General features: G+C 44.9%; 14 protein-coding genes, 1 tRNA gene and 1 pseudogene. 6 read left to right on the top strand and 10 right to left on the bottom strand.

The features are described from left to right. Positions 1-416: 416 nt before the first annotated feature. The 3 genes from gltS to L4C36_RS22665 all read left to right on the top strand — a co-directional run bounded on the left by gltS (position 417) and on the right by L4C36_RS22665 (position 3738). Positions 417-1643, top strand: coding sequence for a sodium/glutamate symporter (gene gltS, locus L4C36_RS22675; protein ID WP_428480044.1), 1227 nt, complete (start codon positions 417-419; stop codon positions 1641-1643). 291 nt (positions 1644-1934) lie between these two features. After that, a complete protein-coding gene (locus L4C36_RS22670) occupies positions 1935-2171 on the top strand; it encodes an HP1242/YdcH family protein (protein ID WP_428480043.1) in 237 nt (78 codons plus the stop codon). 343 nt (positions 2172-2514) lie between these two features. Next, positions 2515-3738 (top strand): L-lactate MFS transporter, encoded by a 1224-nt coding sequence (locus L4C36_RS22665; RefSeq protein WP_428480042.1) that lies wholly within the window; start codon positions 2515-2517, stop codon positions 3736-3738. 121 nt (positions 3739-3859) lie between these two features. On the opposite strand, the gene def is transcribed toward L4C36_RS22665, so the two are convergent. From def to L4C36_RS22625, 8 genes are all read right to left on the bottom strand, one after another. Then, complete coding sequence (gene def / locus L4C36_RS22660) at positions 3860-4363, bottom strand: peptide deformylase (protein ID WP_428480041.1); 504 nt, start codon at positions 4361-4363, stop codon at positions 3860-3862. Between the two features lie 152 nt (positions 4364-4515). After that, positions 4516-5115 (bottom strand): class I SAM-dependent methyltransferase, encoded by a 600-nt coding sequence (locus L4C36_RS22655; RefSeq protein ID WP_428480040.1) that lies wholly within the window; start codon positions 5113-5115, stop codon positions 4516-4518. 7 nt (positions 5116-5122) lie between these two features. After that, complete coding sequence (locus tag L4C36_RS22650) at positions 5123-5407, bottom strand: hypothetical protein (RefSeq protein WP_428480039.1); 285 nt, start codon at positions 5405-5407, stop codon at positions 5123-5125. A 30-nt stretch (positions 5408-5437) separates the two neighbouring features. Further along, a complete protein-coding gene (locus L4C36_RS22645) occupies positions 5438-6049 on the bottom strand; it encodes a PH domain-containing protein (RefSeq protein WP_428480038.1) in 612 nt (203 codons plus the stop codon). Positions 6050-6566: 517 nt separating this feature from the next. Continuing rightward, a complete protein-coding gene (locus L4C36_RS22640; RefSeq protein ID WP_428480037.1) occupies positions 6567-6983 on the bottom strand; it encodes a hypothetical protein in 417 nt (138 codons plus the stop codon). A 560-nt stretch (positions 6984-7543) separates the two neighbouring features. Next, on the bottom strand, positions 7544-7690 hold the full coding sequence (locus L4C36_RS22635) for a hypothetical protein (protein ID WP_428480036.1): 147 nt from the start codon (positions 7688-7690) through the stop codon (positions 7544-7546). Positions 7691-7820: 130 nt separating this feature from the next. After that, positions 7821-8240: a hypothetical protein gene (locus L4C36_RS22630; protein ID WP_428480035.1), complete on the bottom strand. Its 420-nt coding sequence runs from the start codon at positions 8238-8240 to the stop codon at positions 7821-7823. Between the two features lie 594 nt (positions 8241-8834). Beyond that, entirely contained in the window at positions 8835-9824 is a 990-nt protein-coding gene (locus L4C36_RS22625; RefSeq protein ID WP_428480034.1) for a transposase, read from the bottom strand. Between the two features lie 295 nt (positions 9825-10119). On the opposite strand from L4C36_RS22625, the gene L4C36_RS22620 reads away from it, so the two are divergent. Continuing rightward, positions 10120-10392, top strand: a complete 273-nt coding sequence (locus L4C36_RS22620) for a type II toxin-antitoxin system TacA family antitoxin (protein WP_428480033.1) — start codon at positions 10120-10122, stop codon at positions 10390-10392. Beyond that, positions 10389-10886 (top strand): GNAT family N-acetyltransferase, encoded by a 498-nt coding sequence (locus tag L4C36_RS22615; protein WP_428480045.1) that lies wholly within the window; start codon positions 10389-10391, stop codon positions 10884-10886. The genes L4C36_RS22620 and L4C36_RS22615 overlap by 4 nt, the downstream gene beginning before the upstream one ends. A gap of 127 nt (positions 10887-11013) precedes the next feature. Here the strand turns inward: L4C36_RS22615 and L4C36_RS22610 are convergent, their stop codons facing one another. Next, on the bottom strand, positions 11014-11895 hold the full coding sequence (locus tag L4C36_RS22610; protein ID WP_428480032.1) for a DUF2971 domain-containing protein: 882 nt from the start codon (positions 11893-11895) through the stop codon (positions 11014-11016). Between the two features lie 412 nt (positions 11896-12307). On the opposite strand from L4C36_RS22610, the pseudogene L4C36_RS22605 reads away from it, so the two are divergent. Further along, a pseudogene (locus tag L4C36_RS22605) lies at positions 12308-12430 on the top strand (phage integrase N-terminal SAM-like domain-containing protein); the annotation flags it as partial. A gap of 130 nt (positions 12431-12560) precedes the next feature. Here L4C36_RS22605 and L4C36_RS22600 read toward each other — a convergent pair. Then, positions 12561-12637 (bottom strand) — tRNA-Asp (locus L4C36_RS22600). Positions 12638-12751: the final 114 nt, after the last annotated feature.

The following is a 12751-nucleotide window of genomic DNA, read 5'->3' as shown; positions in this document are numbered from 1 at the left end:
ACTTTACCACAATCCGAGAAATGCACACTCACTGAATAAAATTTGAMCGATGGCAAGTGAAGCGTAACATCTCACTTACAAGCAATATTCTTTCTTATATTCGGCTAAGTGACTATTCCTTTTACAGAAAACACAAATAGCCCGCTGATTTGCGTTAACCATCCACTTGATTTGCCCTGTCAGGGGCAGTTTCACCCTTATTAACAAGCCCTCCGCATCAAATCACAGCGCGCAACAAGCCCATTACAACAACAGCTCAATCATTTTCACTTTCAAAAAGAGCACACAGAAAAACAAACAAAAACAACAAAACAGAAATGCAACGCCTACACTATTGATGGAAAAATGGCAATATAGGCAGCCGCCTTTTTAGGGAGTAAACTTGCCTTCTAAAAAAACAATGAAAAGACATAATCATGAACTCTATAATACAAGTAAGCGAACTTGATTCGTTTCTCATTGCGATTATTGTGCTTTTTCTTGGCTACTTCATTAATAGCAAAGTTAAGGTATTACGGAAGTACAATATTCCAGAGCCCATTGTGGGCGGACTGATTGTCGCTATCGTTATTACGATCATGCACACTCAAGGTTACGACATTACTTTCCAGCTCAGCTTGAAAGACACATTAATGCAGATGTTTTTTGCCACTGTTGGTCTTGCCGCTAGTCTCAAACTTTTGGCCAAAGGGGGTTCTCGCGTCTTCTTGTTCCTGGGTGTCGCCACACTGTTCATCATTATCCAGAACGCCGTGGGTGTCAGCATGAGTAAATTGCTGGGGCTCGATCCACTGCTGGGCTTAATGGTGGGTTCCATCACCTTATCCGGTGGACACGGTACCGGTGCTGCGTGGTCGCAAACCTTTGCGGATAACTACGGTCTACAGACACTGGAACTGTCGATGGCTGCTGCCACGTTCGGCCTGGTCATGGGGGGGATTATCGGAGGCCCTGTTGCACAACGCCTGATCGATAAATTCAACTTGAAATCAGACTTCGGTGGCGCCTGTGAAAACCACCACATCGATCACCCTGATCTCGTCACATACAGTGAATATGAAGAAGACCGTATTACGTCAAAAAATACGATTGAAACCCTCTTCATTCTTCTGATCTGTGTTGCGGGTGCCGCGCACGTCAAAGAAGTGATCGACAGCTTCGGTATTAGCTGGCTGCGTATCCCTGATTTTGTGTATTCACTGTTCATTGGTGTATTCATCACGAACATTTGTGAGTCCACCAAAGTCTATAAAATCAACCATGAAACCGTGGATGCGTTGGGTACCATTTCGCTATCCCTGTTCTTAGCAATGGCACTCATGAGCCTACAGCTATGGGAATTGCTCGGGTTGGCGCTGCCAATGTTGGCGATTCTGGCAGTACAGACCATTGTGTTGGCGGTATTTGCCTACTTTGTGACGTTCCGCATCATGGGTAAAAACTACGATGCTGCGGTTATTGCCGGTGGCCACTGTGGTTTTGGTATGGGGGCGACGCCAACAGCCGTGATGAACATGGGTTCACTGGTTTCGCGTAACGGCCCTTCTCCACAAGCCTTTATGGTGGTGCCCATCGTAGGTGCGTTCTTCATTGATATCGCGAACCTGATTATTCTGCAGACCTACATCAGCTTCATTCAGTAGTGTGCAACCCACACACCGTGGGTCATGCATGCCCGACAAAAAGGCCAAGTCTTAGACTTGGCCTTTTCTGTTTTGGCGATCTGGATCTATGATTAATCTGTTAGCGTATTGAAACGTCGATAGCAACGAGAATAACAACAAGAGTCCGACAACAGCCTGACCATCTGCTTCACGGTGACACGTTAAGGGAGCGCATCTATCCGGTTATCCACGTTGAAAACGCAACGAGGAAACCTTATCCGCAACCGTTCTATGCGGTATGTTTAAAGACGAACCGACGGAGTACTGACAATGTTAGGTGAGAATCACGCACTCTTTATCGAATTTCCTGAATTGCACGACAAGATCAAGGAGTTGAAGAACAGCGACCAGCACTTTAAACAGATGTCCGACCGATACCACCACCTCGACCACAAAATACGCGGTCTTGAAGGCAACAACGTCCCCACCGATGACACCCATTTCACCCAACTCAAACTAGAACGCCTTCAACTCAAAGATAAACTGTACGGTATTCTTTCTAATTAGCCCTCCCTATTTCCGGCGAATACCGCTCCTTGCGTGGCCATCGTGCATTATTTGCACAATGGCCACACTTCGTTACACATTCGCCGCGCGCGACTATCAATTGACACATTCACTAACACTCTGAATTATCAACAAAGAAAACATAAATATGTTATGAACAACTCAAGAACAACGCAGCGCAATTGTAACGATGTGTGTCAAACGGTTTCCTATTAGAAAATAGTTGTTAGAATCCGCGCACCTTTAGCAGCAATACAACTTTTGTTGATAAAGACAAAAAAATTTAGAGTAGGCGCAGTACGGTATCGCCCGGACTGCTTTCGTCGTCGTGACAGAGAACAACATGAAAAAAATCGATAAAGCTATGCAGATCCTGTTGGCAGGTTTCTGTATCAACCTGTGTATGGGTATTTTGTACGCATGGAGTGTATTCAAACAAGCGCTAGTGGTTGACCTTGGTTGGTCAAATGCTGACGCATCTATGCCTTATACCGTTGCAGTGATCACCTTTGCAGCATCACTGCTAATCGCAGGTGTACTACAAGACCGTATGGGTCCTCGCCGTATCCTTATCCTAGGTACTGTGATGGTCGGCCTTGGTATGATCATCTCAAGCTTTGCGACTTCTCCAATGTTGCTTATCGTGACCTTCGGCCTGATGACAGGTTGTGGTATCGGTTTCGGCTACGCATGTCTTGCGCCCTCTGCCATGAAATGGTTCCACCCGTCTAAGAAAGGCTTGGTAAATGGCCTGATCGCTGCGGGCTTCGGTCTTGCTGCGGTTTACTTGGCACCACTAACGTCTATGCTGATCAGCACTTACGGCATCAACACCAGCTTCCTTATCCTAGGTGTGGCTGTGCTGCTTATCGCTGTACCGCTAGCGTGTACAATCAACAACCCACCTGCAGACTACACCCCTGCGGTTCCTGCTAGCGCAGCGGGTAAATCAACGAAGCCTGTTGATATTAACTGGCGTGCAATGATGAAAACACCACAGTTCTACTCTCTGTGGGTTATGTTTGCGCTGGCATCATCTGCTGGTCTGATGGTTATCGGTAACATCACCTCTATCGCGGCTCAGCAAGCGAACATCACGCAAGCGGCTTACTTGGTTGTTATTCTGTCTATCTTCAACTCTGGTGGCCGTGTGGCTGCGGGTATGCTGTCTGATAAGATCGGTGGTGTGAAAACACTGATGATCGCGTTCATCATGCAGGGTATCAACATGGCGTTGTTCGCAACGTTCACCAATGACTTCACACTGATGATCGGTGCGGCACTGGCAGGTGTAGGTTACGGTACGCTACTTGCTGTATTCCCATCTATCACTGCTGACTACTACGGTTTGAAAAACTACGGCGCAAACTACGGCGTGCTATACACCGCTTGGGGTGTGAGTGGTTTCATCGGTCCTGTCGTTGCTGCTGTCGCGGTTGATACAACGGGTACATACACACTGGCTTACACAATCTGTGCGGCAATGATGGCAGTGGCAGTCTTCCTGTCGTTCATCACAAAGCCTGTTGATGCAGAAGCCCTAGAGAAGAAACTGGCTAACGCCTAATCTGTCTCCACGCTTTCGCCTTATCCCATGAGCGTGGGTATAACGGCGAAAAAAAGCACAGCCTTTTGGCTGTGCTTTTTTTTTGCTTGTATCGGCTAGCTTAGCTTAGCCGACTCGCTAATCAGCCCTGCGTTTTCAGGTGCTTCTTCACTTTCTTCATCGCCATTTGTCGCTTCAGGGGTGACAAATAATCAATGAACAAGTTACCGCCTAAATGGTCGATCTCATGCTGCATAACGATGGCAAGAAAGTCACTGCTTTCAATCGTCAGCGGCTGACCTTGACGATCCAATGCCGTTACCACGACAGAAGAATAACGCTCCACATCGGCATAGTAGTCCGGTACTGACAGGCACCCTTCTTGGCCTGCGACCTTTTCTTCACCGCTAACGACTTCAGGGTTGATCAACACCAACGGCTGATCACGTTCATCTGACAAGTCAATAACCACCACCGCCTCTTTGCGGCCGACTTGCGTCGATGCCAAGCCAACACCATTGCCTGTGGTGTACAAGGTCTCCAACATGTCATCAATCAGAGTCTGAACGGCATCAATGTCCGTCACAGCTTCCGCTTTGATTTTCAGTCTTGGATCGGGAATGGTCAAAATCTCTAAAACCGCCATATACGCTTACTCTCTGTTCGTTAGTGCCTGCGACTCAACACACGCGTTGATATGCCATGCTTATACCCCAAATACCGCTGTAATGCACCCCGCATCTTCTCGATAAGGGCTGAATCCGCCCCCCTGCCATCATCAAAAATCAGCCTGACAGTTTACGCTTTTTCAACGATCATATAGGTGTGTAACTCAGGGTGCTGGTCAAATTCTACATGACGAATCAAACACCCCAAGTCCATCAATACCCGGAGAAAGCCCTGCGTACCAAGTGAGGAGTAATACACCTCTGGCCCCATGTAATTATCAGTATGCTCCCCTGCTTCATCGGTCCCCCCAAAAGAAAAGATGAAAATCCCACCAACATTGAGACTGGCAACAATTTTCCCCATCACCGCGGCTTGTTGGCTAAGTGGAATGTGCCAAATACTGTCCCACGCAGTGATAAAATCGTACTTCTCCATCAGTGTATATTCACAGATGTCCGCCTGTACAAAGAGCAATTGAGGATGACGCCGTTGCGCCAAGGCCAACATCTCGGTAGAAACATCCAATCCGGTAGGCGCAAAGCCAGCCTCTAAAAGAACATCCATGATGCGTCCGGTCGGGCCACACCCAATGTCCAATGCCAGACCGCGTTGTTTCGCGAACCTGATGGCTTTTTCATGCTGGGCAATGCCATTACGGCGGTCAAAAGCATCATCATTCCACTGTTCAGTGATTTGATCATACGCTTGACCAATTTCAATTGGCGTCATATGTGGGTTATTTCTTTTTGCCAAACAACGATTTGTAAGACTCAAATAAGAAAGTCGCAACGCCACCTGCTGGGGTGGAATTGGCATAGTCTCCGGCCGGCGATAACATGTTTGATTTAAACTTGTCTACGGCCTCTTCCAGCGAGTCCGCATAAAACACATCATCTTCTACCTCAAAGCCCAACTCTAGTAATTGGGCTTTTTCCTGAGTAAACGTATTGCTTTCCATATCCAAATACGTGAATTCGCGTCGGTTTGATTCGGGCTTGCAGAAAAATTGATATTTAGCCATGTCACTCTCCTTGTATTAGACGGGTTAACACTAATTATTGATGTATTTATCAAACATCTCAGAGAAATCTTCACGAACGAAGTTTTCTTTCGCCACGCCCATATATTGGAAGGCAAACTGAGTGATCTGCTCGAACTCATCTGACGCGGTGCCTCCGGTCGACAAGCGACCAATGGAAGAGGACGCGATGGTTAATGACTTGATGGCATCTTCCAACTTGTCCGCATTCAGTGTCTGTGCGCGTGAAATTTCAAACAGGGCTTTATAAAGGTCTTTCAACTGCTCAAGCTGTTGCTTATCCACATCAATCGAGAAGTCACAGCCCCCGATGACAAATTTGATCTCCACGTCGAGATCAACCGTGCCCGCCGTTTCCAGCAGCACATTTTTCACACGGTTGAGTGAATATTCATAGCGCTTTAACGTGCGTTTCGAGCTGATAGCGGACTCACCATCGACATGCAGCAGTGCACGATTGGTAAAGCAATATTCATCTTTTTTAGACTTGATCAGAAAATAAATTTTCTCATTGTCTTCATGAAAAATGTAATCATCGGCATCGACCTTATCAAAATCGCTGGGTGAGATGATTTTTCCAATGTCACTTAATCCTAATGCTTCGGACGCAAATCTTTTTAACATAAATTGACTTCTCCAAGAGTGACAGCGTCCGTGACGGCCTTCGTCCGCCATCACGCACCAACGTCACACTCCCACTACAGATTGATATAACGAAGAGCGATCAAGATACACTCCCTGTATGCGGGGTCGCAGTGACTTATTGACACTTTTGCGAGCGATACGAGCCTGTTTATTCTCTCCACTGCAAGATACCTCACCCAGCCAACGTCAGGCATGTCGAGACTGAGAACCCATCACGTTATCCCAAATGCACGGCTCGCCGCACTCACCCCGTACACAAACCCCACGGATACCGATAGCAATATACCCAATGCAATGATGCAGACTTGATGGCCACTTTTTTTTCCTGAATATTGCTTCAATACATAAGCAGCCAACAGCCCCAAACAAAGGCCAACAGCGCCGAATTTTGCGGCATATATAACACCTAAATAGAGCAACCCCATTCCCATTTGTCTTTCTCATTTAATGTGTAGCATTATCACAATAAATACATGGACAATCTCATCCATTACACTCAACTGTATTGTTTATCAATCGTTTTCAGTGAGCGCAAAAATACCCCTAATCCACCGATAGCCAAAACCAGAATAACGATAAGCTCAAAGGCGGTCATCGTTTTAAAACTGAAGCGAATAGAAGAGATCACACCGAAAATAAGCGCAGTCATTGAGCCAATAGACAGCAGCCACCCCATAATGCTTTTACTGTTAAAAAACACAAAACCAATGCCGAACATAAATGGGATCATCACCATCCCGCCAGTAATACCGATGCTCGATCCAAAGGCAGAAACACCGTACAACCGCGACCCCAGTCCAAAACTTGATGACACGGTAATGGCATTGAACAGCAGGTAAAAACCGCCACACATCATGATTAAGCCAATAAAAAAGTGGCCAATCCCACCGGATGTACCGCCAGCACCTTTCATTCCATCACTCCTGTTAATCACACATCGTCATTCATGACATTCAGCAAGCACCCAGTATCCACGCTCGGCATACAAGAACAACGGGTTCCACCGCCTAACAGCGGCTTCTACGCAAAACTCAGGGGGTGATCTCAGGTTCTTGCAACGCTTGCACTCTGTATATGAAGGCGTCACCGCCAAGCGACTAACATCTGCCATTGTACTCGCTGTGGGTATCTTCAAGTGCAACCATGGGTAAGAAGGTACAACCATCGACGACCGTAAGCCTATAACGAACAGTCACAGGGTAAATCAGGCATATCGCAAGATTTGCTTGGTACACACTCGGTCACATCGCACGCTGACATGGGGTCGGAACACACATCACAATAGTCGCGCTTTTTACGTTTACGCTTATCGTGCTCCGCAATGTGAACATAGGCTTGCCGACATTCTCTCAAGCGCACTTGGGCAAGAGGATACCCACGCCACACACCGTGAAATACGCCATACACCGCCATACTTTTGAGATACCACAACCGCATAGGAGCAGCGGCACCACAAACAATACATTGATTGCGTTATTTTTTCTTCGTCACAATAACGTAATTCAATAAGCTTAAGCCCGCGACAAAACACCAAAACTGCACACTCGGTAACACAGTAGAAACTGAACCGACAAGCAAACCAGACCCCAGTCCCATTGCCATTTTTTGATATACCGTCATTTTATGCTGCCTTTTTAAGATCATGGTGATAAGTGCGCTCCCTACCATGATACGTTATCAGGTAAGTCGTGGTCATCAAGGGAACAAATCGAAAACACCGTTTCGCATCACTACGTCGTTTATGGCCTTGTTAGTGGCTTTGAATGACGACGAGTTCTTCATCGTGCATAAACGGGGCAACCAATCCGTTTAACAGCCTTTCTTGAGAGAAACTAGAACCAATGCCCTCCACGAGTTGATCAACCGTATATTCGACGAGCATTGCACTTTCTTCATCAGATAGCCCCCTCGCGACCTCGTAATCAATATCGCCGACCAGCGATTCTGAAGACGGGTCGTATTGAAATCGTAATATTCCACCTGATACGATATCTGCTATTTCAGCAAAGGCTTCGCTATCCGCCAGATAGTCAGAGAACATTTCATCGTCATAGACAAGCCCATTGAGCGACGTTAACACGTCGCTATCTGTTACCAGTACGATGGTTCCATCTTCATTATTCTTCCCGCTATCTACTAATGCGGGACCTGATAGTCTTATTTTAGGCATTTTCAATCCTTAATGGCTTCCCCTAAAGGGTAACACACCAACTTTGATGTATTTTGTCTCTGAGAGATAAATCGAACAGCGCAAAGCACAAAAATGCGGGCTTCTACGCCTACAGCCCTAACTCAAATGTTTTCCCGTTGTGTGTGACTTAATTAAATAGTTACTTTGTTTTATTGAACCTGTAAAAGAAGCTTTTCTTTTTTACTAAGTAATAAATGCCAATGAATATATCTGCAGAAAGAAAAAGCCCTAGCAATATAAACATGACATTCTGTTCAATAATACTCGTGATTGAAACATACAGACCAAATAAAGCAATCAAGATAAAACCGAACATATGAAATCCTTTTACGTATCAAAATAGCATCGCCTACCTAATGTCAACAGGGCTCTTTTACGATGACACCCATGATAAAAACCGTTAACAGCAGCCTTTCTTCAGACATTATTTTTCTCAGCCTTTCCCCGTTACATCAACCACCTGCATCCATATTTTTGAACTCAGTGCTATTACATGGCAATTTACGTCAATTTCTTGCACGACAAAACCCAGCCAAATGGCGAGTCGAAATGAAGCTGTCACAATGTGATTTATCAAGCCACTCTTAACAGTCGTCGACTGGCGCTTACCCCTTGAGTTCGTTGCTGGCCAATATGGTGATGGTACTCACGCAACATGTGTTCTTTACCGATGGCACCAGAGAAGTTTTGCTCTAAATGGCAGGCTAATTCCAACCAATTTTCTTCACTCAGGCCAAGACGGGAAATTACATTCAATGCGCTTTTTGATATGTAGCCGTGTTTTCCATCTCGAATGGTACGCCCTGTTTCATCGACAAGTAATAAATAGTCAGTAAACGCAAAAGGTAAGCCTTTGGGCATATTGGCTCGGGGATTTCCCACAAAAGGGAGTAAGGTCTTCGGCTGGTAGCTTGATTTGGCAGCATTGGCGCGCTTTTTAATACTGGTATGGGCTGAGGATTCTGGCGCTGTCGCGATGCCCGCCCGAACGGGGTTAAGATCAACGTAAGCCATACAAGCGACAAGCGCCGCTTCATCTAACAAGGCTTGAGATTTAAAGCGCCCTTCCCAAAAACGTCCGGTACAGCCGTCTTCTTTATTGGCTTGGCGCGCAATGGGTTCATTAAGTAAACGCATAAACCAACTGATATCATGTAGCCGTTTCCGCCAGTCTTCTGCGATACGCTCGACCGCCTGTCGCTGTGCGCTATCCATTTGGTTGCGCAGGTTTTCATCCAGCCAGGTGTTAGACAGAAAGTTACCCTTACACACCCGATGCCAGCGGGTGATCACCTCTTCCTGTGACCACGTTTTAGCTTGTTCAGTATCCACATGCAATACCACATGAGTATGATTACTCATCACCGCGTAAGCACAGATATCAATCGCAAATACGTTGGCAAGAAACAGCAGCCGTTGCTCCACCCATGCTCGTCGGTGTTCGAAACACTGCCCCGTTAGCGGATCTTTACCGCATAAAAAGGTTCTTCTCACACAACGCGATACACAGTGGTAATACTGTGTATCGGTCAAGCTGACTTGCGTTTTCCTAGCCCTTGGCATGTTGGCTGACTCCCTGATCATCCATGATAAAGGAAGCCTAGACCGCAGGGCAGGAAATTACAAAAGTGTGGGTGTCTTGGTTATTTTTTGGTTATTCATTGGTTATTCAACCAAATCGTACAATTTACTCTATAAAGAGGCGTCGGGCTTGTTCAGCACCCGGGATTTAGTGTTGGCTACGCAATACCTTAATCTTTATTGTTAGTTTGTGTGCCAAAGTGACACAACAATTGCTTATTGCTCATTTTAAGACCATAATACGCATGTGACATTTTGACACAGAGGAGATCACATTATGGCGACTACTTTACCTCGCATCACGGCTAGGGTTGATGTAGAGACACAATACCTACTGACAAAAGCAGCTGCAATTGCTGGTATGTCTAGTATCAACTCATTTGTTCTAAGCGCTGCTATCGAAAAAGCAAAACAAGTCATTGAACGTGAGCAAGCACTAAAACTTAGCCAAGCTGATGCCATGTTACTGATGGACGCTTTAGACCGTCCTGCGACAATAAACTCAAAATTGAAAGCGGCTTCTGGACGTTACGAGAGCAAAACTCAATAATGAATACGGTACTTCTAGAAAAAGCAAAACATGATAGAAACCGATTCAACTGTGGCATTGAACCTCTCAATAACTATCTGAAAGTAATGGCGAGCCAACAAGCAAAGAAAGACAACACGCGAACTTTCGTTCTAGAAGATGATAACGATAGCTCGCATATCATTGGCTTTTACACGCTAACAATGACACCAATTGATTTAAAAGCATTACCCGACCAACTGCAGAAAAAACACCAATCATCTACCTCTGGTGGTTTGATTGCCCGCTTAGCTGTAGATGAGCGCTACAAAGGAAAAGGATTTGGCGAGTGGTTACTTATCGATGCTCTCCGAAAACTACTGGCAGCCAGCGATAGTGTCGCATTCCCTGTAGTTATTGTTGACGCCAAAGACGGCGCAAAATACTTCTATGAGCGCTATGGATTTCAAGCGTTTAAAGAGGCAGAAAACAAACTTTTTATTACCATTTCGGATGTAAGAGCGAACTTAGGCTAGTTAACCGCTAGCCTCTAGCAACGCCGCAATAACACGTGCGAAAGAATGACTTACAAAACCAATTATACTCCAAACCGCGAATGCCGAGTGTAATAGCATCGTGTTGATTGCTTTGTTAGCACGCTTGCTATAGCGTTTTATTTACTAAGTTAGACATTGGATGATTTTTTAACATCCACCTGGAAATTTCACCATGTTCACCTTTTAAGTCTTTAAAAATATTAGCTGTTCTTGGTGATATTACAGGTGACATATCTGAAAATGGCTTATCAAATTTTATTAATTCAGACCTAAACCCATAGCCCCAATTTGAAATAGCGGCCAATGACAAACTAATGTTTGTATCGTGTATTTTTCCAACAACGTATCGTTGATTATCAATAGACATACGTTCACCTAACGTAATCGATTTAATACACTCTCGCGGAACGTCCATAGTATAAATATCAAAACCATTAAATGCCCCTCCTTTTTTGCAATCAGCTAAACTACGAACAAGTCGATGTTCATTTTCGTATTGCCATTCTTTAGATTTGAAGCATAACTCGGAGACTCTTAAATGCTTCTTCTCATCCGCCAATAACTCATAATTCAATTTAGGCCTATTTTCTTCATATTGTATTGGTATCAAACCTGTAAAAAATTCATGCTCCTCATCAAATTCGACAACAGCACCTTTATACTCATCAGAATAATGTGACCACATTAGTAAAGAATTAGCCGTTTTAGACAAACATAAAATACCGATTAAATCACTAAGAACCGCTAATAGTTCTCTAGAGCTAATATCATTACAAAATTGAGATTGAAAATCATCTGGCAGCCTTGCTGGACACGGAATTCTTGGCTCAGATAAAACATCTAAAGAAAGATCCCCCATTGTTTTTTCAAGGAGTAATTCTGGTAACAATTCAAAAGGATCATTAAATGCTTTAGGTTGTGTAAATCGAATAGTTCCTTCCAATAAGAACTGAAGATTATAAAATGACATATATTTATAAAGGGACAAATTTCCTCCTAATATTTGAAATTGATGTTTGTGTGCTAACAGTGTATTAGCCTGAATTCGCGTTTAAACCACGGCTAAAACACGCCATTTCGCCGTTTGTACATCCAAATCAAGCCTTTAAAGTCAACACTTTAACATTGGTGCATATCGCCGTGATAGTCTTATTTTTCTATGCACAAAGTAAGAACGCGGATTTAACCAGGCCTCATATACACACAGCCCATCAACGAAAACCATTGTAAATCATAGTCATAACTACATCACCGCTGGACAAAGTGAGCCTAAGGGGTCTCGTTAATAGCAAATCAATTTGGTATATTTAGGGATAGAATATGTTAACTGCATATACATACAGCTAACATAAAGGATACCAACCATGACGGGATCGCCATTTATGTAACAAGTCAAAACAGAACTTCGCACCCGTCAGTACAGTATGAGAACAGAAAAAAGTTACTTACATTGGGTACGGCGTTTCATTCTGTTCAATGACAAGCGCCATCCAATTGATATGGGAAATCCATGTGATAGGTAGCCGACGGGCTGGTACGAAAAGCCCTGTCGATTTCATCGTTTAGTGAGGCTATCCCCGCATTGACGCAGGGCGAACCTAAATGCAACACATACAAAAAAGCCCCAGCATTTCTGCTGAGGCTTCGTTGTGTTGGCGGAGCGGACGGGACTCGAACCCGCGACCCCCGGCGTGACAGGCCGGTATTCTAACCAACTGAACTACCGCTCCAATTCTGTATGAAACCCGGTAAACCCGATTTCTAGAATGTGGCGGAGAGATAGGGATTTGAACCCTAGGTGGGCTATAAACCCACGCCGGTTTTCAAGACCGGTGCTTTAAACC

Source organism: Photobacterium japonica (assembly GCF_050337005.1).
In the GTDB taxonomy this organism is placed as follows: domain Bacteria; phylum Pseudomonadota; class Gammaproteobacteria; order Enterobacterales; family Vibrionaceae; genus Photobacterium; species Photobacterium japonica.
This window is presented reverse-complemented; position numbering and strand designations above follow the sequence as displayed.